The organism is Bacillus sp. (in: firmicutes) (assembly GCA_017656295.1).
Classification (GTDB): domain Bacteria; phylum Bacillota; class Bacilli; order Bacillales; family JACDOC01; genus JACDOC01.
Genome location: JACDOC010000002.1, coordinates 165,809 through 189,323, shown reverse-complemented (window position 1 = coordinate 189,323; position 23,515 = coordinate 165,809). Strand labels below are relative to the sequence as shown.

Annotated in this window: 25 protein-coding genes; all 25 read right to left on the bottom strand. The window is 38.5% G+C overall.

Translation table 11 applies throughout. From position 1 onward, the window contains the following. Window positions 1–13: 13 nt before the first annotated feature. A complete protein-coding gene (fliY, locus tag H0Z31_03675; protein ID MBO8176539.1) occupies window positions 14–1,225 on the bottom strand; it encodes a flagellar motor switch phosphatase FliY in 1,212 nt (403 codons plus the stop codon). Then, the gene (fliM, locus tag H0Z31_03670) at window positions 1,215–2,213 is read right to left on the bottom strand and encodes a flagellar motor switch protein FliM (protein ID MBO8176538.1); all 999 of its coding nucleotides are present in this window, start codon (window positions 2,211–2,213) and stop codon (window positions 1,215–1,217) included. The genes fliY and fliM overlap by 11 nt, the downstream gene beginning before the upstream one ends. Before the next feature lie 44 nt (window positions 2,214–2,257). After that, window positions 2,258–2,686, bottom strand: a complete 429-nt coding sequence (gene fliL, locus H0Z31_03665; GenBank protein ID MBO8176537.1) for a flagellar basal body-associated protein FliL — start codon at window positions 2,684–2,686, stop codon at window positions 2,258–2,260. Further along, window positions 2,673–2,888 carry a flagellar FlbD family protein gene (locus tag H0Z31_03660; GenBank protein MBO8176536.1) on the bottom strand — a complete coding sequence of 72 codons (216 nt, stop codon included), beginning with the start codon at window positions 2,886–2,888 and terminating at the stop codon, window positions 2,673–2,675. The genes fliL and H0Z31_03660 overlap by 14 nt, the downstream gene beginning before the upstream one ends. 46 nt (window positions 2,889–2,934) lie before the next feature. Next, window positions 2,935–3,729: a flagellar basal body rod protein FlgG gene (flgG, locus tag H0Z31_03655; protein ID MBO8176535.1), complete on the bottom strand. Its 795-nt coding sequence runs from the start codon at window positions 3,727–3,729 to the stop codon at window positions 2,935–2,937. Between the two features lie 74 nt (window positions 3,730–3,803). Further along, a complete protein-coding gene (locus H0Z31_03650; protein MBO8176534.1) occupies window positions 3,804–4,199 on the bottom strand; it encodes a flagellar protein in 396 nt (131 codons plus the stop codon). Window positions 4,200–4,212: 13 nt separating this feature from the next. After that, window positions 4,213–4,839, bottom strand: a complete 627-nt coding sequence (gene flgD / locus H0Z31_03645; GenBank protein ID MBO8176533.1) for a flagellar hook assembly protein FlgD — start codon at window positions 4,837–4,839, stop codon at window positions 4,213–4,215. A gap of 10 nt (window positions 4,840–4,849) precedes the next feature. Then, a complete protein-coding gene (locus tag H0Z31_03640) occupies window positions 4,850–6,100 on the bottom strand; it encodes a flagellar hook-length control protein FliK (protein ID MBO8176532.1) in 1,251 nt (416 codons plus the stop codon). Window positions 6,101–6,306: 206 nt separating this feature from the next. Next, window positions 6,307–6,888 (bottom strand): MotE family protein, encoded by a 582-nt coding sequence (locus H0Z31_03635; protein ID MBO8176531.1) that lies wholly within the window; start codon window positions 6,886–6,888, stop codon window positions 6,307–6,309. A 9-nt stretch (window positions 6,889–6,897) separates the two neighbouring features. Further along, window positions 6,898–7,344: a flagellar biosynthesis chaperone FliJ gene (fliJ, locus tag H0Z31_03630; protein ID MBO8176530.1), complete on the bottom strand. Its 447-nt coding sequence runs from the start codon at window positions 7,342–7,344 to the stop codon at window positions 6,898–6,900. A gap of 5 nt (window positions 7,345–7,349) precedes the next feature. After that, window positions 7,350–8,657: a flagellar protein export ATPase FliI gene (gene fliI, locus H0Z31_03625; GenBank protein ID MBO8176529.1), complete on the bottom strand. Its 1,308-nt coding sequence runs from the start codon at window positions 8,655–8,657 to the stop codon at window positions 7,350–7,352. Continuing rightward, entirely contained in the window at window positions 8,654–9,424 is a 771-nt protein-coding gene (fliH, locus tag H0Z31_03620) for a flagellar assembly protein FliH (protein MBO8176528.1), read from the bottom strand. Before fliH ends, fliI begins: the two co-directional genes overlap by 4 nt. Further along, window positions 9,417–10,433 (bottom strand): flagellar motor switch protein FliG, encoded by a 1,017-nt coding sequence (gene fliG / locus H0Z31_03615; GenBank protein MBO8176527.1) that lies wholly within the window; start codon window positions 10,431–10,433, stop codon window positions 9,417–9,419. Before fliG ends, fliH begins: the two co-directional genes overlap by 8 nt. Window positions 10,434–10,447: 14 nt before the next feature. Next, on the bottom strand, window positions 10,448–12,037 hold the full coding sequence (fliF, locus tag H0Z31_03610) for a flagellar M-ring protein FliF (GenBank protein MBO8176526.1): 1,590 nt from the start codon (window positions 12,035–12,037) through the stop codon (window positions 10,448–10,450). 40 nt (window positions 12,038–12,077) lie between these two features. After that, window positions 12,078–12,386 carry a flagellar hook-basal body complex protein FliE gene (gene fliE, locus H0Z31_03605; GenBank protein ID MBO8176525.1) on the bottom strand — a complete coding sequence of 103 codons (309 nt, stop codon included), beginning with the start codon at window positions 12,384–12,386 and terminating at the stop codon, window positions 12,078–12,080. 19 nt (window positions 12,387–12,405) lie between these two features. Next, entirely contained in the window at window positions 12,406–12,855 is a 450-nt protein-coding gene (gene flgC, locus H0Z31_03600) for a flagellar basal body rod protein FlgC (GenBank protein MBO8176524.1), read from the bottom strand. A 4-nt stretch (window positions 12,856–12,859) separates the two neighbouring features. Continuing rightward, window positions 12,860–13,258: a flagellar basal body rod protein FlgB gene (flgB, locus tag H0Z31_03595; GenBank protein MBO8176523.1), complete on the bottom strand. Its 399-nt coding sequence runs from the start codon at window positions 13,256–13,258 to the stop codon at window positions 12,860–12,862. 694 nt (window positions 13,259–13,952) lie between these two features. Further along, window positions 13,953–14,732, bottom strand: coding sequence for a GTP-sensing pleiotropic transcriptional regulator CodY (codY, locus tag H0Z31_03590; GenBank protein MBO8176522.1), 780 nt, complete (start codon window positions 14,730–14,732; stop codon window positions 13,953–13,955). A 63-nt stretch (window positions 14,733–14,795) separates the two neighbouring features. Beyond that, window positions 14,796–16,199, bottom strand: a complete 1,404-nt coding sequence (hslU, locus tag H0Z31_03585) for an HslU--HslV peptidase ATPase subunit (GenBank protein MBO8176521.1) — start codon at window positions 16,197–16,199, stop codon at window positions 14,796–14,798. A gap of 14 nt (window positions 16,200–16,213) precedes the next feature. After that, window positions 16,214–16,756 (bottom strand): ATP-dependent protease subunit HslV, encoded by a 543-nt coding sequence (hslV, locus tag H0Z31_03580; GenBank protein ID MBO8176520.1) that lies wholly within the window; start codon window positions 16,754–16,756, stop codon window positions 16,214–16,216. A 23-nt stretch (window positions 16,757–16,779) separates the two neighbouring features. Further along, entirely contained in the window at window positions 16,780–17,676 is an 897-nt protein-coding gene (gene xerC / locus H0Z31_03575; GenBank protein ID MBO8176519.1) for a tyrosine recombinase XerC, read from the bottom strand. Between the two features lie 65 nt (window positions 17,677–17,741). Further along, window positions 17,742–19,052: an FADH(2)-oxidizing methylenetetrahydrofolate--tRNA-(uracil(54)-C(5))-methyltransferase TrmFO gene (gene trmFO / locus H0Z31_03570; protein ID MBO8176518.1), complete on the bottom strand. Its 1,311-nt coding sequence runs from the start codon at window positions 19,050–19,052 to the stop codon at window positions 17,742–17,744. A 184-nt stretch (window positions 19,053–19,236) separates the two neighbouring features. Continuing rightward, on the bottom strand, window positions 19,237–21,312 hold the full coding sequence (gene topA / locus H0Z31_03565; protein ID MBO8176517.1) for a type I DNA topoisomerase: 2,076 nt from the start codon (window positions 21,310–21,312) through the stop codon (window positions 19,237–19,239). A 353-nt stretch (window positions 21,313–21,665) separates the two neighbouring features. Next, complete coding sequence (gene dprA / locus H0Z31_03560; protein MBO8176516.1) at window positions 21,666–22,532, bottom strand: DNA-protecting protein DprA; 867 nt, start codon at window positions 22,530–22,532, stop codon at window positions 21,666–21,668. Between the two features lie 77 nt (window positions 22,533–22,609). Continuing rightward, window positions 22,610–23,512, bottom strand: a complete 903-nt coding sequence (gene sucD / locus H0Z31_03555; GenBank protein MBO8176515.1) for a succinate--CoA ligase subunit alpha — start codon at window positions 23,510–23,512, stop codon at window positions 22,610–22,612. Window positions 23,513–23,515: the final 3 nt, after the last annotated feature.

Here is a 23,515-nt window from a genome sequence, read left to right as displayed (position 1 = left end):
ACCTCCGAATTGTTTATTTTAATTTTTTAATTCGCTCTTTTTGACTTAAAATGTCCGTGATTCGTACCCCAAAGTTTTCTTCGATGACAACGACTTCCCCTTTGGCAATTAAACGGTTATTGACAAGAATATCAACTGGCTCACCAGCTAATTTATCTAATTCAATGACAGAACCAGATGTTAATTCTAATACTTCTTTTACTGAACGGGAAGTTCTTCCTAGTTCGACAGTCACTTGTAATGGGATATCAAGCAACATGTTTAGATTACGAGTCTCATGTTCCTGTAGTGGGGGTACCGATTGAAACTCTGAAAACATGGCTGGTTGGACATTTTTCGGTTGTTGATCAAAGCCATGGCCACCAAAGTGATTCGGTGTTTGTTGAGCTGATAGTGGAGGTGTATAAAAGGATGGTTGTTGAACCTCCACGGGCTCTGAGTTAGATACAGTTTCTTGTAATGATGATACTGATGGTGATACCGTCTGTTGTAATTGCTTCTCTTCGATTGTAACGGAGATTTCTTCATTTGTAGATGTAGGATTCAATAATTCTCCTACTAAAGTCTTAGCAAATGGTAGTGGTAGTAATTGCATAATATTTGAATCTATTAAATTACCAATGGTCAAACGAAACGAAACTTTGACTAGCAGATCTTCTTCGAGAAGCGTATCCGTTCCTTCTCCTTGAGTTAAATCAAGCAACTCGACAGAAGGAGGGGAGATATCTACCTTTTTGCTAAAAATCGTCGACATCGATGTAGCGGCAGATCCCATCATTTGGTTCATTGCTTCTTGGACGGCACTGATTTGGATTTCGCCAAGCATATCGGAAGGATTTGTCCCGTCTCCTCCCAGCATTAAATCGGCAATAATAGCCGCATCGCTTTGCTTGATGACAAGAAGGTTTGTCCCAAGAATCCCTTCTGTATATTCCACTTGTATCGCTACATAAGGATGTGGAAATTCATCTTTCAAGTTATTTTTTGGTACGATCCCCACTTCTGGTGTTGTAATATCTACTTTCTGGTTTAATAATTGCGAAAGAGCAGTCGCCGAACTTCCAAATGAAATATTTCCGATTTCACCTAAAGCGTCTTGCTCCATTGAATTTAAATAATCGTCAACATTAATTTCTTCTTTATTATCGAACATATCTCCATCATCAGCTGTCCCTCTTAGAAGTGCATCAATTTCATCTTGAGAGAGCATGCCATCATTCAACATCCAAATCTCCCCCCTTGTAAGTGTCTAAAATCTGAATGGCGAGTTGTTTGTTCACCTTACCTGGTTGAGCGATAAATTTTGGTATATTTCCTACTTTCACGGTGAGGGGCTGATCAATTTTTTGATGTAATTCGATGACATCCCCTACATCTAACATTAAAAATTCTTCAATGCTGATTTCAGACGTACCTAATTCTGCAACTAATGGTACAACAGCCCTTTTCACTCGTTTTTCTAGTTGAACTATTTCTTCAGGTGAACGTTCTTTTTTCTTCGTTTGCATCCAGTAATGAACAGATAATCTAGGAATAATCGGTTCTAATACGACATGTGGAATACATATATTAATCATCCCACTTGTATCACCAATTTGGGTATTTAACGAAATAACTACTACCGTGTCATTCGGTGATACCATTTGCAAAAATTGTGTATTGACTTCAAACTCTGATAAAACAGGGTCAATATCTACGATGGTACTCCAAGCATCTCGTAAGTTTTCGAACGCCCTCTCAAATAAATTCGACATGATTTTTGTTTCAATTTCGGTCAAGTTTTCAATTTTATTCATGCTCGTTCCTTTTCCCCCAAGCACGCGGTCCATCATCGCATAGGCTATATGTGGATTAACTTCCATCAAAATACGACCGTCTAATGGAGGAACTTCAAAAACATTTAATATCGTCATTTTCGGAATCGAGCGGACAAATTCTTCATACGGCAATTGGTCCGCTGAGGCGACGGTGATTTGCACGTAAGTTCTGAGCTGAGCAGAGAAATAAGTTGTTAGAAGACGAGCAAAGTTTTCATGAATACGCGTTAAACTTCGAATTTGGTCTTTGGAAAAACGAAGCGCCCGCTTAAAATCGTAAACTTTAACTTTTTTCTCGTCCTCGTCTTTTTTTAATTCTTCTGCACTCATCTCTCCTGTTGTTAAGGCAGATAAGAGGGCATCGATTTCGCTTTGAGATAATACTTCGCTTGACATTGTTTCACCTCCACCTCCTCTTTTGTAAAATTTCTGTTAATAAATTATTGAATGATTAAGGAGGTGATATACACTTTTTCAACCGTTCCTTCTTGCATGATACTGTTCACTTTCGAACGAATCATTTCTTCTAAATGGTGCTTTCCTTCTTTTCCTTTCAGGTCTTCGGCTTTCATCTCGGAAAGCTCTTTTATAATAATATCTTTCACTTGAAAGTTCCGTTTTTCCAATTCTTCTTTTGCTTTTTTGGAACTGGTCTGAATCTTAAATGAGATTTTAATATAATCATTGCTATATAAGTTCGTCGTAATTTCTTCAATATCTACGGTAGCTTCCAATACTTCATCTATGGTAGGTTCTGCATTGGGATCGTCATTTAAATTTAATATGACGACCAGTGCTACGACCCCTACTAATGTAATAACTGTTAATAAAATGAGCATGATTCGGATTAAGCGATTATTCATCTTCATCCCCCTTTGGCACAACCCCTAATACGTGAACAGAACGGTAAAAATGGAGGATTCGTTCCATTACATCGTGTTCTTTTTCCTTCACAACATACTTTTTTCCATTTGTAAGTGTAATCGTTGTATCAGGAAGTGACTCAACAGTTTCTATGTATAGTGCATTAAGTAAAAAAGACTTGCCATTTAAGCGTGTAACTTGGATCACGGTAATTTGAGGGCTAAGGCACAAAGCTTAGCCCTCTACCTCCTTTTTATCGTTTTAAATTCACTAATTCTTGTAAAATTTCATCTGATGTCGTGATAATTCTCGTATTCGCCTGGAATCCACGTTGAGCAACAATCATTTCAGTAAATTCTTCTGATAAATCAACGTTAGACATTTCAAGTGTACCGGCCACGATTGTCCCTTCACCATTTGCTCCTCCAGCTGTACCGTAAGCGGGTGCACCTGAGTTTGATGTTTCAATAAATAAGTTTGAACCGGCTTTTTCTAATCCTTCTGGGTTATCGAATTTAGCAATTGTTATTTGCCCTGCAGGTTGTAAAGTACCAGCTGCGTCAATATAAGTAACAGTTCCATCACTGCCAATACTAAAACTTTTAGCTGTATTCGGAATGTTGATTCTACCTCCGCCAACTTCTCTTACAAAAAGACCATCAGCATTGACCAAGTCACCATTTACATCTAAATAAAAGTTCCCAGCACGAGTAAATACGGTTTGGGCACCATTTAACAAGACAAAAAAACCATCACCAGAAATAGATAAATCTAATGGTCGACCGGTTGTTTGTAAACTACCTTGAGTATGAATGGTATCGATTGTTGCTAACTGGGAGCCAAGTCCTACTTGTTTTGGGTTTGTTCCACCTCTTGTCGCCGTTGCACTACTAGCACCAGAGATTTGCTGACTTACCATATCTTTAAAAGTTGTTCTCCCTTTTTTAAAACCATAAGTATTTACATTGGCAATATTGTTACCAATAACATCTAACTTAATTTGGAAATTTTTCATTCCACTAATACCTGAATACATAGCTCTTAGCATTGCGAATACCCCTTTCTTTTTTTGCTGCATCTGTCAGTCAGCAGCGTGACAGCCTCCTAAAAAAGGTCCAGCTGTTAATCGTCTACAATTATGGTCCCATTTATATTAGTAAAAATTTGCGTCTTTGCTTCGGTGCGGTCCATCGCTGTTATAACGGTTTGATTTTTTGCACTGACAATTAAGGCAGCATGTTTGGTCAGAACGAGCGATTCATTCACACCTAATTTCTTTGCCTCCAACACTTTTTCTGTGATCTTTTGCCATTCCTGGGCAGGAATATGGATCCCCCGTTGCGCAAGTCGTTCGTTGGCATGTTTACTGATCGTTAATGTTCGTTGTTGCTGAATGGTATCTTGAAAAATGGTTTTAAAATCTTGCGTTGATTTCGTTAACGGACGTTGTAACGACTTATTTTTCCCTGTCGGTTGAATCGACTGTGGAGGAAAGCCTAATACATACGGTGGCTTCATGTGATCCCTCCTTTTATTGTGAAATGAATATCACCTCATCTAACGTTATTTCATCACCGTTGTCTAATTTCAGTTGAAGGATGCCTGATTTGACGGAAACCGCTTGAATGACTCCAGTTCGTTCTTCTTGATCATTCATCCATGTAACATTTCGTCCAATCATCAAACTGCCTTGTAAGAGAAGATTACTTTCTTGTTCTATCGGTTGATGGACTTCTGATATGTTCTCAGGTTTTAAAACGGTCCCATCTTCTAGTATGAATTCCGCATAATCACCTTTATATCGAATCGATTGAATCACACCAGTTCCTTCTTCAACGATCAGTTGATCTTCATCGACAACTTTATGCCAAGAAATTTCTTTCCCGACAAATTGATTCATTTGAATCATTTGATTTTGCTTTTGCTCATTGGCCCAACGATCAAAGCTAGTTGCTAGATTCGTAATTTGTTCTAATGTTGAAAATGTCGCCATTTGGGCAATAAAATCCTTATCTTGTAATGGGTTTAACGGATCTTGGTTTTGTAATTGGGTCATTAATATTTTTAAAAAGTCATCTTTCCCTAACGTATCGCTCTTTGCTGTACGTTTTTGTTGAATGGAACTTAAAAATAAGTTTGGGTCTAAAGAAACCGTCATCCTTCTCACCTTATTCTTCCATTATTTCGACCGCTTTTATGAACTCGTCAAACGATTCTGCTGATTGTTCTTTTTGCTTCTGTTTCGATTCCTGCTGGGAAGCTTCTTGTTCACCTCGTGATTGTTGTCCCCCTTTGTCAAAACGTTGTGATTCTAATTGACCATGGGAGATCTCAATTTTCTCTACTTGAATTTGGTGTTGAGCAAAAGCTGATTTTAATCCTTGTACTTGAGACTCAAGCAGTTCTTTCGCAGCAGCAGTAGATGCTAACATCTTTGCTGTCAATATCCCGTCTTTTTGAATCAATTCAATCCGTAAACTACCTAAATGCTCAGGATATAGCTTAATGAGCAGCTTCTCTGTTCCTTTCCCTTTCATGAAAGAGGAGCGATTCAATATGTTCGTAAATTCCTCTACAAATTGTTCATAACTCAATGGTTTCAATTGTGAAGTTAGGGTAAGCATCAGTTGCTCTGCTCGGGATGGCTGCATGAAGACGCTTTGTCCATTACCAATGGTTTCAGTCCAACCGAACATCGACCCTTTAACCAATTGTCCACCTAGCGTTGTCATAGATTGGCCCGTTTCAGTATTTGATTGGGACATATGATGATACACTTGTTTTAAAAAGGCTTTGTTGTTATTTCCAATCAGCGGTTCCAATCGTTGAGCCATTCCTCTAAGCAACTGTTGTAACTCGTTCGCTTGTTCCAACCGTTTTCCGAATCCATCCATATGACGAATAGCGTGTTCAAACATTTTCGCTGCATAAAGGACGGATTTTAAGTGCTTAGATGACAATTGACTTAACTTATCAGCAGGAACCATATGTAAAAGGCTGAGCAATGGAGATAAAACTGCACTCCAATCCCCTTGGTTTTGAACTTTTATGAGCCAATGTAGTTGTTCTTGGAATATAGGATCATTTATCTCTAATCGTTGTAACCCGTTAATCAATTCGTTTAGAGCATCGTTCAACTCACTGTTTGTTAGACCGGTCTTCTGTAATGTTACTTCTTCTGCTGTTCCGTCTTGAATAGGAGATATAAAAGAGACTTGTTCATTTAATAAGCGAATAATATCCTTCCACACTTCATTACTTGATAATGGAAGGTTGGTTTCATTACTAATGAATGGGGAATTAGTAGTTTTCCCTTGCAACTGAGCAAACACAGCACCGAAAGAAGTACCATTCCTTTTAGTTGTTGTAGGTGTTGATGACAGAAACGGTGTTCCTGCTTTTACGAGACTCACTTCCACCTTTTTTCACCTCCTTTCAAAAAGGCTCTGTTAAACGATACTATTGATATTTATTCATTTCGCTTGTGGCGGACGCTTTCCGCGGGCAAGCCGCTTCCCTCGCTACGCTCAAGTATGGGTCTTGCGGCTCCTTGTTCCCGCTAGAGTCGTCGCCGTGTGAATAACTTGCTAAAAATCATGACGTATAACATAGCCTTCAAAAAAACTTAATGGTTATTTGTTGCTAATAGTTCGGTATATTTAGCCGCATCTTCTGGAGACATTTTTTCCAAAATTTTCGAAAGCGCTTCTGTACTTATATTTGCTAAAATTTTCACCGCTTGCTGTTCCTCCATATTAGAAAGGATGGAGGCTGCATTTTTAGGAGACATCGTCTCATACGTTTGAACTAACTCATTAAATGCTCGCTTATTTTCTTCCTGAATTTGGTGAAGTTCCTCCATTTGTTGCATCAGTTGTTCTTTCTCGGCTTTTAACTCGCTATTCGTTTTTTCTGAAGAAGCCAATTTCGCTTCAAGTTGAGTAATTTTCGCTTCTTTATTTTTCATTTCTGCTTCTAATTCAAAAATTTGTTCATTTAATTTAGTAATCGAATCTTTAGTTTCCCCATCTATTGTTGAAGATAAAAAAGGTACTTTTTGCGCCCATTCTTTTCCGCTTTCAAATACGTTAACTCCAGCAGCGGTCATGACAAAAAGTGCAACGGTCGTTGCAAAAAGTAAAGGAATCACGATAAGAAACACAACAACTTGAAGTGGTCTATACCTTTTGTTTGTCATCTCTTCCATTTTCAACACCTAACTTCCGCTGCGGTATACATATTGAAAAATTGAAATTTCGTCCATTTCCCGCATATCTTGCTTTTTTTCGATTTCAATAAACTTTTTGAATTCTTGCTCTTTTACTTTTTCGTATTTTTTTACTTCCATTTGCTTTTCTTTTAATTGTTCTTCTTGCCAATACATACGGGTACGCGCATTACGAACGGCTTCTTGGAAATAGTCAATCGAGCGTTCCAAATTGGCGATAAATTGTTGATGATGTTTCATTTGTTGTACAGACATACCAGAAAGCAGCTGTTTTTGTTGAAGCGTTTCAAGGTCTTCTTTTCTTTTTAAAAGCTCATATAATTTTGTAGCCACTTTGTCAAATTGTTCAATCGCTTCTTGATAATCCCGCTGCGCTTTTTCTTGTTCTTTTTCCTTCATCGCCATTACTTTTTCTAAACGAAATTGAAACGACAATTCGATTAACCTCCTTTACGGCTGAGGTTTATTAACTGATCAACACTTTCTTTCATCGACACTTGTTCGTACATCGATTGTTTCAAAAACTGTATGATACTTGGATAAAATTGAATGGCTTCATCAATATCCCGTGAAGTCCCTTTTTTATAAGCCCCAATATGGATTAAATCTTCTGATTGTATATATGTATGAAGTCGATTCCGAATGATGGAAGCTGCTTCTAAATGTTCATCGGTAACTAAATGATTCATTAATCGGCTTACGCTTTTTAACACATGGACGGCAGGGTATTGCCCTTGATTTGCTAACTTTCGATCTAAAACAATATGACCATCTAGTATGCCTCGAACAGTATCGGCAATTGGCTCATTCATGTCATCTCCATCCACTAATACCGTATAAAAAGCTGTAATAGTCCCTTTTTCATTCGTTCCTGTTCGTTCTAATAACTTCGGTAAAAGGGCAAAAACAGATGGAGTGTATCCTTTGGTCGTCGGAGGCTCCCCAATCGCTAATCCAACTTCACGTTGAGCCATGGCTACACGAGTGACAGAGTCCATCATTAACATCACATTCATTCCACGGTCTCTAAAATATTCGGCGATGGCAGTAGCTGTTAAGGCCCCTTTGATTCTCATTAAGGCTGGTTGATCCGATGTGGCGGCCACGACAATCGAACGTTTCAATCCTTCTGGACCTAAATCCCGTTCAATAAATTCACGTACTTCCCTGCCGCGCTCACCAATTAAGGCGATAACGTTCAAATCAGCCTTTGTATTGCGAGCGATCATCCCTAATAGCGTACTTTTACCAACTCCACTTCCAGCAAAAATACCAACACGTTGTCCTTTTCCAATCGTTAGTAAACTATCAATGACTTTTACTCCAACTTCCATTGGCTCCACAATCGGAGGTCGAGTTAATGGATTAGGTGGATCTTGTTCCGTTGGTACGCTGGTAAGCCGTTTTGGAAGTATTCCGCCATTTAACGGATGGCCAAAGGCATCGACTACTTGTCCAATTAAAGATTCCCCAACTTTTACTTCAAGTGGCTTTAATGTGGCTTCAACTAAACTGCCTGGAGCTATTTCTTTTACGTTCGTATATGGCATAAGCATGACATTTTCATCTTTAAATCCAACGACTTCTGCTAAAATCCTCCGTTGCCCTGCATGAATCAAGCACACGTCCCCAATGGAACTTTCAGGTCCTTGCGATTCAATTAATAAACCAACCACTCGTTTTACCCGACCGTACCGTTTAATGGGGACAAGTTTAGGAATATAAAATAGTAATTGTTCAGCCTTCATTCATTTGAATCTCCTTCAAGAATTGCCTGTAATTGTCGGCGGATTTCATTTAATTGGGTGTCGACACTGGCATCAATTCGTCCTTGCGGTGATTCTATGAAACAACCATCTAATGGTAACTCATCATTTGGATAAACGTATAATTGCACTTCATTTGGAAATAGCGTTTGTAATTCTTCTTTTTCCGACAGCAAATAACTGTACTTTGATGGATGGATATGAATTTGAATATCACGATATTCTCGTGCTTCTTTTAATACTTGTTTGACAATCGAACTGAAGATGGATGGGTCTTCGTTTAAAGCATGTCCCACAATGCGCTCAGCCGTCTTCATTCCTAGTTCAAAAATGACATGTTCTGATCGTTCAATATTCTCATTCGCTTGTTGTTGTGATAATTGAACGATCTTTTTAGCTTCTTGAATGTATTCCCGCTGTTCATCGTACCCTTGTTGTTGTCCTTGTTGAAATCCAGCTTTATACCCTTCTTCCTTAGCTTGATTTAATAATCGCTGCCTTTCTTGTTCCAGTTGCTCTTTTTCCAATTCAATTTGCTTTTTCGCTTGTTCTAGTTCCAATTGGGCCTGTTGAATGATTTGTTCTGCTTTCGTTCGTGCTTCTTCCAAAAGGCGCTGTTTTTCTTGTTCTGCATTGAGTTCATTCTTTTGAACATCATTTTTCTTCACTCCAAAATGAAGATTACGTATTCCAATAACCTTTGATGATGCTTGAGCATTGGTCCAACGGGACTTGATAATTTTAGACAATAATATCGTCCCCTCCTCCGCGTGCAATAATGATTTCTCCCGCATCCTCTAGACGCCGGATAATAGCAACAATACGAGATTGGGCTTCTTCTACATCTCGTAGGCGGACTGGACCCATATATTCCATTTCTTCTTTGAATGTTTCCACCATCCGTTTGGACATATTGCGAAAAATAATTTCTTTGACTTCGTCGCTCGCAACTTTTAAAGCTAGCTTTAAATCCTCATTATCCGCATCGCGAATAACTCGCTGAATGGAACGATTGTCCAAGGTAACAATATCTTCGAAAACGAACATCCGCTTTTTTACTTCTTCGGCTAGTTCTGGGTCTTGGATTTCCAATGCATCTAAAATGGTCCGTTCAGTTGCCCGGTCAACCCCATTTAACACTTCGACGAGCGCCTCAATTCCACCCGTTTGAGTATAATCTTGAGTTACGGTCGTTGATAATTTCCGTTCTAATATCGCCTCTACTTCATTAATAATTTCCGGTGAAGTAGAGTCCATTAAAGCAATGCGTCGGGCGATATCCGCTTGAACTTCTTGAGGTAATTCAGAAAGTATTTGACCTGCTTGCGCAGGATCTAAATATGATAGAACGAGCGCAATTGTTTGCGGGTGTTCATTTTGAATAAAGTTTAAAATTTGTCCCGGATCTGCTCTTCTAGCAAAATCAAACGGTCTTACTTGTAAAGATGATGTTAAACGATTAATGATTGCAGCGGCCTGTTCTTCCCCTAGCGCTTTCTCCAATACTGTCTTTGCATAGCCGATTCCACCTTGGGAAATATAGTCTTGGGCTAAAGCAATATTATGGAACTCTTCAAGGACTTCTTCTTTCGCTTGTGAATCAACTTTTTTCACTCCAGAAATTTCAAGCGTTAATCGTTCAATTTCTTCTTCCGTTAAATGTTTGTAAACAGAAGCAGATACATCAGGTCCTAGTGAAATGAGAAGAATGGCAGCTTTTTGTCTTCCTGTTAGTTCTTTAAAATTTTTCTTACTCATCTTCTAGTTCACTCCTAGTCTTCCGCTAACCAAGTACGCAATATTTTAGCGAATTCTTCCGGCTTTTCTTTAGCCATTTTTTCAAGTTGTTTTCTCCTCATCGATGCTTCTGTTTCTACTTCTTCGTTCACGTCCGGGATTTCAATTGATGCACTCATTTCTTGTAACACCATGTCCTCTTCATCTTGTCTGCGGCGAGCTCTCATTAATAGGAAGATTAATAGACCAATAATACCAATAAGTACTCCGCCAACAACGTATGCCCACCAAGGAATAATAGTTGTAGATGTTGGATTAAATTCGATTTTCCCTTTAAACGGTTGGACGGAAACAACAATGCGATCTTCAATCTCTTCATCCGTTAATGGTGTTGCGACTTCTTTGTCAATTGAAGTACGGACAATGGTTGCTAGCATTTTCGTAATGTCTTCACGTCGGTCCTCTGGCAAAGAGGAAGGGTCATCTGGGTTTGGAGGTTCTACCATCACTTGGATTCCTAAATCGCGAATTTTGTATGGACTTTCAACGATTTCTTTTCGAATTCGATTTACTTCTTTATTAATCGTTTCTTCCATTCGTTCGTAATCACCAGTTCCTCCATTCCCTTCTAAATAGGAGGTACCGAGCGAATCGGCAGGGTCTCCTCCTTGTGGTATCCCTCCTGCAGCATCCGCATTACCGGTAAAGGTTTCCGTAATCCGTTGGGCACTAATCGTAATTCCTTCCATATTTTCCCCATCAACAGGAGTGACTAATGATTCCTCGCGATTTTCTTGGGTAAAATCAACATCAGCTGTTACTGAAACAACGACTTTATCGTGTCCCATTAATGTTCCAAGCATACTTTGGACTTGGCGTTGAATATTGCGTTCAATTTGTTCTTTAATATTTTGTTGTTCAGCAAATAATGAACCAGTCGAATTATTATCATTTTCCAGGTCAAAATATTCAAAATATTGGTTCATAATGACGATATTATCAGTAGGAAGGTTGGGAATACTTTTAGAAACTAAGTGATACAACGATTTTATTTGCTTTTCATCAAAATCGTATCCCGGCTCTGTTTGTAGAACGATAGAAGCCGACGCTTCCTGTGCTTTATCTTTTACAAAAACTCCTTCATTTGGTAAGTTGATCATCACTCGGGCGTCTCGTACACCGTCAATCCCTTTGATTAACTCAGCAAGTTCGGTTTGCATCGCATCAAGCTTCATGACATTAAACTCATTTTCTGTCATACCAAATCCGGCGTTTTGACTAAAAAATGAATAATCGATACTCCCAGACTTAGGAATCCCTTCAGCTGCTAGTTCCACTAATAACGTGTCCACATATTGCTCTGGCACTTTGATGGTCGTACCACCATCGGTAATTTCAGACGGAATCCCCTTTGCGTCAAGACTTTCTTTTATCGATCCAGTCTCAGCTGGAGATAAGTTGCTATAAAGAGGAACCATTGTGGGACGTGAAAGTATGTACACCGTTACCGAAATTAAGATGATAGCGAGAAGAGAGATTCCGGTTATAAGCCATTTTTGTTTCGTTGATTTTTTGTTCCAAAATTGTTTCAGTGGTTCTATATATCTATGTAACGTCTCATTCATCGTAATCCTCCGGCGTTATCGATATTACTGAAGAGTAAAATTATACTTGCATTCTCATCATCTCTTGATAAGCTTCAACTACTTTGTTTCGAATTTCTACAGCTGTTTGTAACGAAATCGTTGCTTTTTGAGCGGCAATCATCACTTGATGAAGCTCCACATTTTCACCTTTTACTAACTTCTCTGTTAAACGATCCGCTTCAAGTTGAGATTGGTTCACTTGTTCAATGGATTGCTTTAATACTTTGGCAAAAGATTGTTGAGCAGAAAAAGCAGATTTTTGAACTTTTTTTTCACTTAACGGTCGAAAAGGAGAAACAACATTCGAATTAATTTCATTGAGTAGCATATATTCATAACTCCTTTACTTATTTTCCGATTTCAAGAGTTTTCATCATCATTCCTTTAGACGCATTAAATACCGTTACGTTCGCTTCGTACGAACGTGTTGCACTTATCAAATCAACCATTTCGCGGAGTGGATCAACGTTCGGTAATTCAACATAACCATCCTCGTTAGCATCTGGGTGATTGGGATCATAGACTAGTTTAAAAGGGGTTTGGTCTTCAACGATTTTCGACACTTTCACCCCTTTAGTCGCCTCATTTGTTCCCATTGCTTGGCGCAAAAATGACGCAAATGAATGACCCTTTGGTTCAAGAACAACCATTTTCCGGCGGTATGGCTGCCATTCGCCATTCACAAGTTGGGCTCTAGTTGTGTCCACGTTCGCCATGTTGGAGGAAATAACATCCATGCGCAATCGCTGAGCGGTTAAGGCAGAAGAGGTGATATTTAAGCTAGTAAAGATCGACATGACCTTACTTACCTCCTTTAATAACGGTTTGTAATGAAGAAAACTTACCGCTGATTCGATCGGTTAAGGCATGAAAATAAATTTGATTTGTCGCTAAATCTGCCATTTCTTTGTCTAAATCAACACTATTTCCCGAATGATTGTAGTTCATCAATTGGGAAGTAATAAATGCACCAGTCGTTGTCTGACGACTTTGAAAATCAAAATGCCTTTTGTCCGTGCGATAAGCAGAGAACGATTGGTAATTCCGTTCTTGTTCGAATATTTGTCGAAAACTGACATTTTGGGCTTTATAATTTGGCGTATCCACATTCGCTATATTATTGGAGATCGCCTTTTGTTTGAGGGCAGAATAATCTAATCCTTTTTCTAGCAAAGTAATTGTCGATGAAAATAACTTCATAGCGTCCTCCTTTTTTACGAGGATTACATTTTTTTATCTTTTTTGACAAATTTCACGGAAAATCACAGTAACTATTGTAATGTTTTCCAAACCCCATGTCTATTTCATTTCCTAAGACTACTAACCTATTTTTTAGAACTAGTACTTTAGAATTAATTATATACATTATTTTGTAAATACAGAAAATGGACAATTTTCGACAAATATCTCGGTATTCATTGTATCAATTTTCATCTTTTTCTTCCATAGTGAAATGTTGAAATGGTATAAATGATTTTACAAAATAACCGATAATTGCATTTTCATCATAACATGTACAAACGGGCAGATACGTTAATTTTTTGTATATTTTGTTGAAGTTTGTCAAATTCTACTTATCATAACATGCTGATTGTTTGTAGATTTATCAATTTGATTCAATTAGTCATACAAAAATAAAATAAAGGCTATGTTATATTTCATTGTTGATTTTTAGCTAATTGTTCACTGAAACGAAAGGCGGCGACTCCAGCGGGAACAAGAAGCCGCAAGACCCATACTTGAGCGTAGCGAGGGAAGCGGCTTGCGGCTTGCGGCTTGCCCCCGGAAAGCGTCCGCCACAAGCGTAATGTATAAATATCAACAGTATCGTTTAACAAGGCAAAATTAAAAAAAGCGGGACTGTCTAAAAGACAATCCCGCTTTTTTGTTGTAATTAATGAGAACGTAATTTTTCAAGCTCCACTAAGAATTTGTCGTTTAAAATTTTAATGTAAGTTCCTTTCATCCCTAATGAACGAGATTCGATAACACCTGCACTCTCTAATTTACGAAGAGCATTAACGATGACAGATCGAGTAATACCTACGCGATCAGCAATCTTTGATGCTACGAGTAGTCCTTCTGTCCCATTTAGTTCTTCAAAAATATGTTCAATAGCTTCTAATTCACTGTATGATAAGGAGCTGATAGCCATTTGAACAACGGCTTTGCTGCGTGCTTCCTCTTCAATTTCTTCCGCTTTTTCACGTAAAATTTCCATCCCTACAACTGTTGCACCATACTCGGCTAAGATTAAATCATCGTCATGGAATTTTTCTTCTAAGCGAGCGAGAATTAACGTTCCGAGACGCTCACCCCCACCGTTAATAGGTACAATTGTTGTTAATCCGTTACGGAATAGATCACGGTTTTCTACAGGGAATGCTGTGTATTCACTATATACATCTAAGTTAGGTGATGTTTCCGTGATATTAAATAAGCTTTTTGTATATTCTTCTGGAAATTGCCGATCCTCAAGCATTTTCTTCATACGCTCGTTTTCAATTTGTTGGTTAATAGCAAATCCTAATAATTTTCCACGACGGCTGACAACAAAAATATTTGCTTCAATTACTTCTGATAATGTTTCAGCCATTTCTTTAAAGTTTACAGGTTTACCTGCAGCTTTTTGTAACATTGCATTAATTTTACGTGTTTTAGTTAATAAGTCCATTTCTATTCCTCCTAGCATAAATTTGATTCATAAAATGTTATCTAATCGTTTCATTGTCTATTACTATAAAATAAACTGACTTAAATCTTTATTTTGAGAGATTGCTCCAAGTTTTTCATCAACATATTGTGGAGTAATCGTAATCTTTTCAAGCGTAATATCAGGTGCTTCAAACGACAAATCTTCTAACAATTTTTCCATAATGGTATGCAAACGGCGCGCTCCAATATTGTCCGTATTCTGATTAACTTCAAAAGCGATTTCAGCAATTCTACGAATAGCATCGTCAGAAAATTCAATTTGTATACCTTCAGTTTCCAATAATGCTTGATATTGTTTAATAATTGCATTATCTGGTTCAACTAAAATTCTAACAAAGTCTTCGACGGACAATTTTTGTAGCTCAACACGAATTGGAAAACGTCCTTGAAGCTCCGGAATTAAATCTGAAGGCTTCGCCATATGAAAAGCTCCAGCGGCAATGAATAAAATATGGTCTGTTTTTACTGAACCGTATTTCGTTACAACAGTCGAACCTTCAACAATTGGTAAAATATCGCGCTGAACACCTTCTCGCGATACATCTGCCGAAGATTGACTCGAAGTGCGACTTGCAATTTTATCGATTTCATCGATAAAAATAATTCCTGTTTGCTCAGCTCGATAAATTGCTTCTTGGGTCACTTCGTCCATATCGATTAATTTTTGGGCTTCATCATTCGTTAAAACTTTTCTGGCTTCTTTTACTTTTAGTTTCCGCTTTTTCTTACGTTTTGGCATCAAACTGCTTAACGCATCTTGCATATTAATGCCCATTTGCTCCATTCCAGAACCTTGAAGTAAGTCAAACATGGAAGGGGCTTGTTCATCAACTTCCACAGTGACAATTTCCTCTTCTAATTCGCCACGGCCCAATTTTTCAGCGACTTGTCTTCTCCGTTCGTAAATGTTGGTATCCTCTTTTTCATCCGTCTCAGGTGTTGTTGTCGAGGAAGTCCCACCAAAAATCATTTCGAACGGATTTTTATACCCACCAGACTTTTTTGGAGATGGAACGAGCAATTCGATGAGTCGTCGATTCGCATTTTCTTCCGCGCGATCTCGCACTTCGTTCATTTTTTCTTCTTTTACGATTCGGACAGCCGTTTCGACTAAATCGCGAACCATCGATTCAACATCTCGCCCGACATAACCGACTTCAGTAAATTTCGTCGCTTCTACTTTTACAAACGGAGCACCAACGAGCTTTGCTATACGGCGTGCGATTTCCGTTTTTCCTACTCCCGTTGGACCGATCATTAAAATATTTTTCGGAATCACTTCATCGCGTAATTTTTCATCTAACTTACTGCGACGATACCGGTTACGTAAAGCGACAGCCACCGCACGTTTGGCTTCTTTTTGGCCAATAATATATTGGTCAAGACGCTCAACAATTTGACGGGGAGTTAATTCATTTTTTTTCACATTTATTCACCCCTTTACAGCTCTTCTACAACAATTTCATGGTTTGTGTACACACAAATGTCTGCAGCAATCTTTAAGGCAGCAGCAGCAATCTCTTTCGCAGACAAATGATCACCAGCATACTGCTTTAAAGCACGCCCTGCTGATAAGGCGTAATTTCCACCTGATCCGATTGCTAGTATGCCATCATCGGGTTCAATCACTTCGCCCGTACCGGATACAAGCAACAGCTTGCTTTCGTCCATCACGATAAGCATCGCCTCTAACCTTCTTAATACTTTGTCGCTACGCCATTGTTTTGCTAATTCCACGGCAGCACGAGATAAATTGCCGTTAAATTCTTCTAATTTCCCTTCAAACATTTCAAATAACGTAAACGCATCAGCAACCGAACCAGCGAATCCAGCTAACACTTTTCCATTAAATAATTTACGAACTTTTCTAGCTGTATGTTTCATCACAACAGCATTACCAAACGTCACTTGACCATCTCCAGCCATCGCACATTTTCCATTATGTTGAATCGCAAATATTGTTGTTGCGTGAAACCCTTCCAAATGAGACCCTCCTTCAATTGGTCTTATGCCCGTGGATGATGATTCATGTAAGCACGGCGTAAATGCTCTTTTGTGACATGTGTATACACTTGCGTGGATGATAAGTTCACATGTCCTAACAATTCTTGAACGGTTCGTAAGTCTGCTCCATTGTTTAACAAATGTGTAGCAAACGTATGTCGTAACATATGTGGATGTATTTTACTGTTCAGTGAAGCTTTCGTCATTAAGTCATTTAAAATATGACGAATCCCTCTTGGTGTTAAAGGATCTCCTCGAAAATTAACGAACAAAAACGAGTGTTCTTTTCCGTTTAAAAGAGCTTCTCTTGCATCTTGTATGTAACTTTGCAATGCTTCGTGAGCGAATGACCCGAACGGAACATACCGCTCTTTACTTCCTTTTCCTCGAACAAGTAACGTTGCTAAGTAAAAATCAATATCTCGAAGCTGGATTTGCGCACACTCACTTACACGAATACCGGTTGCGTATAATAATTCAAGGAGAGCCAAATTTCGCTTCCCAAGGGGAGTGGAAGTATCACATGAATCAAAAAGCTTTTCTAATTCTTCCTCATAAAAAAACTTCGGTAATCGCTTCTCCGCTCGAGGTTGTGAGACAAAGGCAAATGGATTTTCTGACACTTTTTTCTCTCTTACTAAAAAATGAAAAAAACTTCGTAAACTTGATATTTTACGCGATACAGAAGCTCGAGCATACTCCCGTTCATATAATTTCGTTAAATAAAGCCTTGCATTGAAATATTCGACTTGCTCAATGGTTAACGCTTCTTCAGCCATAAATTCAAAGAACGATTCAATATCCTTGCGATAATGCTCAATCGTATATTGTGAATAATTCTTTTCTATTTGTAAATATGTAATGAACGACTGTAACAAAACATTCAAATTTTCATTCACTGGGTTTCAACTCCTCGCAAGGGCTTTTAAATCTTATCATAAATTTTAAGCCCTTGCAATGGAATTTACAATATTTTCACAAAGTTCTGAATTGTTTCTAATGCGCGTTGAGCATATTTTTCGTTACGTTCTTTTTTCCCTTTTATTTTTTCAGGTAGTGGCGGGAATAAACCGAAGTTTGCATTCATTGGTTGAAAGTTTTCCGGATTGGCTTCTGTAATATATCGCGCCATACTACCCATAGCTGTTTCTTTCGGAAAGACAACGGGATCTAAGCCTTGAGCAAGGCGAGCAGCGTTAATACCTGCAATTAACCCACTTGCCGCTGATTCAACATAACCTTCTACTCCGGTCATTTGCCCAGCAAAGAACAATGTATCACGCTTATGAAATTGGTACGTTGGCTTTAATACTTTCGGTGAATTAATAAATGTGTTACGATGCATGACTCCATAACGAACAATTTCAGCATTTTCTAGACCTGGAATGAGGCGAATTACCTCTTTTTGAGGTCCCCATTTTAGATGAGTTTGGAAACCTACTATATTATACAGTGTACCAGCTGCATCATCTTGACGTAGTTGAACGACAGCATATGGTCTTTTCCCCGTTCGTGGGTCTTCTAATCCAACCGGTTTCATCGGTCCAAACAGCAATGTCTTTTTCCCACGTTGAGCCATTACTTCAATCGGCATACAACCTTCAAAATAAATTTCTTTTTCAAACTCTTTTAACGGAACGGTTTCCGCTGAAATTAATGCATCATAAAAGCGATTGAATTCTTCTTCGGTCATAGGGCAGTTTAAATATGCTGCTTCTCCTTTGTCATAACGAGATTTTAAATACACTTTCTCCATATCTATGCTATCTTTCTCAATAATAGGAGCAGCTGCGTCATAAAAGTATAAATAATCTTCTCCTGTTAAGTCACGAAGCTTTTTTGATAACACTTCACTTGTTAAAGGTCCTGTTGCTATTACCGTAATTCCTTCTGGGATATCCGTCACTTCTTCATGAAATACGGTTACATTCGGATGATTTTTCACCCGTTCGGTTACTTTACCGGCAAATTCGTGACGATCAACAGCTAACGCTCCACCGGCTGGAACGCTACAATCGTCAGCTGAAAGGATGATGACCGAGTCAAGGTGACGCATTTCTTCTTTCAAAACCCCTACAGCATTGGTTAATGAATTGGCACGCAATGAATTACTACAAACTAACTCGGCAAATTTATCTGTATGATGTGCTGGTGTTTGTTTCACTGGACGCATTTCATATAGATGAACACGAATTCCTCGCTTGGCAATTTGCCAAGCAGCTTCACTTCCTGCTAACCCAGCTCCAACAACGTTAACTACAACTTCCTTTGACATACAAAATCCTCCTCGTCTTTCCCTTGAAAGACTTCCATGTTATTATATTCGGCATCTATCTCTAATAGTTATAAGAGAAAGATCATTTATCTTAAAGGGATGGTCAATTTTCTGTAAAATTATAACCTTTTTATGCAACATTATTCAAACAGAAAGAGTGAGCACTGTGCTCACCCTCATTGCATTAGCTTTGGGGTTCTTCTTTGTAATCACATTGAATACACTGAACTTGGACCCCTTTTTTCAGCTTCTTCTCTACTAGCATTTGACCGCATTTTGGACAACTTCGTTCAAGTGGTTTGTCCCATGAAACGAAATCGCATTTTGGAAAACGGTCACAACCATAAAACGTTCTTCTTTTCTTACTTTTTCGTTCGATAATGTTTCCTTCTTTACATTTCGGACATTTAACCCCAATATCTTTTACAATCGGCTTTGTAAATCGGCAATCAGGAAAATTGCTACACGCCATGAATTTTCCATAGCGACCCATTTTATAAACAAGCGGGCTGCCACATACTTCACAATCTTCACCGACTTGTTCATCTTTTATTTCTACTTCTTTCATTTCTTCTTCAGCTTTTTTTAGATGAACTTGAAACTCTTTGTAGAAATCATCGATAATTTTAACCCATTGGACTTTTCCTTCTTCAATTTCATCCAAACTTCTTTCCATCTTTGCCGTAAATTCTACGTCAATGATTTCTGGGAAAAATTCTTTTATTAAATCAAGAACAATTTCTCCCAGTTCAGTTGGGACAAACCGTTTATTTTCTAATGTGACATAACCGCGCTTTTGAATCGTATCCAAAGTTGGAGCATAAGTGGAAGGTCGACCGATTCCAAGTTCTTCTAATGTTTTTACTAATCTCGCCTCAGTGTATCTAGGAGGCGGTTGTGTAAAATGTTGCTTCGGCTTTATCTCTTCCGATAGAACTTTATCACCTTTCGTTAAATCTGGCAACATTTTTTCATTCTCTTCTTTTTGATCATCGGTTCCTTCTACATATACTTTCATAAATCCTGGAAACTTTACTTTAGAACCGTTCGCTCGAAATACATGTCCGTTATTTTCTAAATCAACGCTCATCGTATCAAGTTCGGCTGGTGCCATTTGACTTGCTACGAAACGTTCCCAAATGAGCTTATACAAACGATATTGATCACGGCTTAGAAACTCCTTAATAGAATTAGGATCGCGAAGCGTACTTGTTGGACGAATCGCTTCGTGAGCATCTTGAGCATTAGCCGACTTTTTCTCTTTCGCTTGAGTTTGTTTTACATAAGTAGAACCAAACTGCTCGGCAATATATTCCGACGCTTCTTTTTGCGCTACTTCCGATACCCGTGTTGAATCTGTACGCATATACGTAATGAGACCGACTGTTCCTTCTTTACCGATGTCAATTCCTTCATATAGTTGCTGAGCTAACATCATCGTTTTTTTGGCACGAAAATTTAATTTTCGAGCTGCTTCTTGTTGCAAAGAGGAAGTCGTAAAAGGTGGCGCTGGGTTTCGTTTACGGGTTTTCTTCACCACGTTTGTAATTAGAAACTCATTTCCTTCAAGGGATGATAGTACACTTTTTACATCCGCTTCAGATTTTAAATCTATTTTTTCGCCGTTTTTTCCATAATAGTAACCTTGGAACACTTCTTTCTCTTTAGAAAAATGAGCTTCTATCGTCCAGTACTCTTCGGGTACAAAGTTTTTAATTTCGTTTTCTCGGTCAATGATTAAGCGAACGGCAACGGATTGTACACGGCCAGCGCTTAACCCTTTTTTTACCTTTTTCCAAAGGATAGGGCTAATTTTATAACCTACAAGCCGATCCAATACACGACGGGCTTGTTGAGCATCTACTAAGTCCATATTAATCGGACGTGGGTGTTTAAAAGATTCTTTTATAGCGTCTTTCGTAATTTCGTTAAATACAACTCGACAATTGGAAGTCGTATCTAATTCTAAACTGTGAGCTAAATGCCAAGCAATTGCTTCTCCTTCCCGGTCTGGGTCAGCTGCCAGAAACACTTTTTTCGCCTTTTTTGCTGCTGATTTTAATTCTTTTAATACAGGACCTTTGCCACGAATCGTAATATACTTAGGTTCGTATTGATTATTTATATCGACACCTATTTGACTTTTCGGTAAATCGCGAACATGTCCCATAGATGCCTTTACTTTATATTTTTTTCCAAGATATCGTTCAATAGTTTTCGCCTTAGCGGGCGATTCGACAATCACCAAGTAATCTGACATGAATAGTCCTCCTTAGAGGTGAAAATTTACAAGACAAATGTATATACTAATGAGAGTTTTTCTCTTTGTCAATGAAGAACACGCCTTTTTTTAAAGGTCAGACGTCCATCAAAAAGGTTTTTCTGTATTCGTTTTCAAATAACGTTCCTTCAGCTTTATTAAAACACCTGTTGCAAAATTTATAACAGATTTGAAAGAAATGCAACCACTTTCAACGTAAATAGTGTTTTTTTTCGCACTTTTTTTCCTATTTTCCTGCTTTAAAGAAAAATTTTCCCTTTTCCATAATGTATACCTCTTTTATTCACAAAATATTCAACTCCAAATTGAAAGTTCATATCTTTGTTTATAGGTTAATAGAACCATTCATCAAAAATATCCTGGGGCGAATGAACTAGCTTTGCTCCTTGTTGAATTAATAGATGGGTGCCTGCTGTAAGTGGAGAAGTGATTGGTCCGGGAATAGCAAATACATCTCGTCCTTGATCAAGCGCATAATCAGCTGTTATTAAAGAGCCGCTTCGTTCCCTTGCTTGAACGACTAAGACTCCTCTTGACAATCCTGAGATAATACGATTTCTTTTCGGAAAATGCCATTTTTTAGGAGAGACAATCGGGGGATATTCCGAAATGAGGAGATGCTCTTGTGCCATTTTGTCAGCTAATGCATAGTGTTCTTTCGGGTAAATATGATACAATCCACCTGCAATCACGCCAATCGTTTTTCCACCGTAATTGATAGTGATTTCATGGGCTAGTCGGTCAATTCCACGTGCTAGTCCACTCACGATGCAAACATTTTTTTCAACGAGTTCGGGTATTAATGTTTTTAATGCCTGAACTCCATAAGGATCGTGTACCCTTGCTCCAACAATCGCTAATTTGATAGGAGATTGTAAAAGTTGTAGATTTCCTTTAACATACAACATAGGTGGGGGTTCATAAATGTGCTTTAATGATGGTGGGTATAGAGGATGATTCATGGAGATGATGTGAATTCCACTTTGTTTATAACGTTCTATTAATTGCGTAGTTGAAAATTGAGACATTTGATCTCTAACTAGAGTGGCAGTGTCTTTATTTAAATGCAATTGCTTAATTAGCGTGTTGATTTCGGTTACATCTTCTATTGGTCCAATGGAACAAAGACGTTCTAAATGCCTCCACGTAATGCCTGAACAGTGATGCAATTGAACAAGTTGATAGGTTAGTTTGTCCATGTCATCACCTCTCAACGTTATTAAATGATCATAGAACGGAAGACAGTTCGTCATGTGAACTGTCTTCCTTCATTAAATTAGTGCGTTTTACACTTCTCATATAAGCCTTTTTCTTTTAATACGGAAATTAATGTTTCACCGATAACAGCTGGTGTTTCAGCTACTTTAATACCACAATCGTTCATGACGCGAATTTTTTCGTCAGCTGTTCCTTTACCACCAGAAATAATAGCTCCAGCATGTCCCATTCGTTTTCCTGGAGGAGCTGTACGACCGCCGATGAAACCAACTACTGGTTTTGTCATGTTTTCTTTCACCCAGCGAGCAGCTTCTTCCTCTGCTGTACCGCCAATTTCACCAATCATAATAACGGCGTATGTTTCAGGATCTTCATTAAATGCTTTTAAGACATCAATAAAGTTTGTTCCGTTTACTGGGTCGCCACCAATACCAACGGCTGTTGATTGTCCGATTCCGGCTTGTGATAATTGATGAACGGCTTCATATGTAAGTGTACCAGAACGAGAAACGACACCCACATGACCTTTTGTATGAATATAACCAGGCATGATACCAATTTTACATTCACCTGGAGTAATAACACCTGGGCAGTTTGGACCAATCAGACGTGTTTTCTTACCTTCCATAAAGCGCTTCACTTTTACCATGTCTAAGACTGGAATGTGTTCCGTAATACAGATAACTAGATCAAGTTCAGCATCGACTGCTTCCATAATTGCATCTGCCGCAAATGGAGCTGGTACGTAAATGACGGAAACATTTGCGCCTGTTGCTTTTTTTGCTTCTTCTACGGTATTGAATACAGGAACACCTTCTACTTCAATTCCACCTTTACCAGGTGTTACACCTGCAACAATTTTTGTCCCGTATTCGAGCATTTGCTTCGTATGGAACATCGCTGTAGAACCGGTAATTCCTTGAACAATTACTTTTGTGTCTTTATTAATAAATACGCTCATTTC

Bases quoted from the DNA above. Each gene is read 5' to 3' on its own strand.
- fliY (MBO8176539.1), bottom strand. From the start codon at position 1,225: ATGTTGAATGATGGCATGCTCTCTCAAGATGAAATTGATGCACTTCTA.
- fliM (MBO8176538.1), bottom strand. From the start codon at position 2,213: ATGTCAAGCGAAGTATTATCTCAAAGCGAAATCGATGCCCTCTTATCT.
- fliL (MBO8176537.1), bottom strand. From the start codon at position 2,686: ATGAAGATGAATAATCGCTTAATCCGAATCATGCTCATTTTATTAACA.
- flgG (MBO8176535.1), bottom strand. From the start codon at position 3,729: ATGCTAAGAGCTATGTATTCAGGTATTAGTGGAATGAAAAATTTCCAA.
- H0Z31_03650 (MBO8176534.1), bottom strand. From the start codon at position 4,199: ATGAAGCCACCGTATGTATTAGGCTTTCCTCCACAGTCGATTCAACCG.
- flgD (MBO8176533.1), bottom strand. From the start codon at position 4,839: ATGACGGTTTCTTTAGACCCAAACTTATTTTTAAGTTCCATTCAACAA.
- H0Z31_03635 (MBO8176531.1), bottom strand. From the start codon at position 6,888: ATGGAAGAGATGACAAACAAAAGGTATAGACCACTTCAAGTTGTTGTG.
- fliI (MBO8176529.1), bottom strand. From the start codon at position 8,657: ATGAAGGCTGAACAATTACTATTTTATATTCCTAAACTTGTCCCCATT.
- fliG (MBO8176527.1), bottom strand. From the start codon at position 10,433: ATGAGTAAGAAAAATTTTAAAGAACTAACAGGAAGACAAAAAGCTGCC.
- fliF (MBO8176526.1), bottom strand. From the start codon at position 12,037: ATGAATGAGACGTTACATAGATATATAGAACCACTGAAACAATTTTGG.
- fliE (MBO8176525.1), bottom strand. From the start codon at position 12,386: ATGCTACTCAATGAAATTAATTCGAATGTTGTTTCTCCTTTTCGACCG.
- flgC (MBO8176524.1), bottom strand. From the start codon at position 12,855: ATGTCGATCTTTACTAGCTTAAATATCACCTCTTCTGCCTTAACCGCT.
- flgB (MBO8176523.1), bottom strand. From the start codon at position 13,258: ATGAAGTTATTTTCATCGACAATTACTTTGCTAGAAAAAGGATTAGAT.
- codY (MBO8176522.1), bottom strand. From the start codon at position 14,732: ATGGACTTATTAACTAAAACACGTAAAATTAATGCAATGTTACAAAAA.
- trmFO (MBO8176518.1), bottom strand. From the start codon at position 19,052: ATGTCAAAGGAAGTTGTAGTTAACGTTGTTGGAGCTGGGTTAGCAGGA.
- topA (MBO8176517.1), bottom strand. From the start codon at position 21,312: ATGTCAGATTACTTGGTGATTGTCGAATCGCCCGCTAAGGCGAAAACT.
- dprA (MBO8176516.1), bottom strand. From the start codon at position 22,532: ATGGACAAACTAACCTATCAACTTGTTCAATTGCATCACTGTTCAGGC.
- sucD (MBO8176515.1), bottom strand. From the start codon at position 23,512: ATGAGCGTATTTATTAATAAAGACACAAAAGTAATTGTTCAAGGAATT.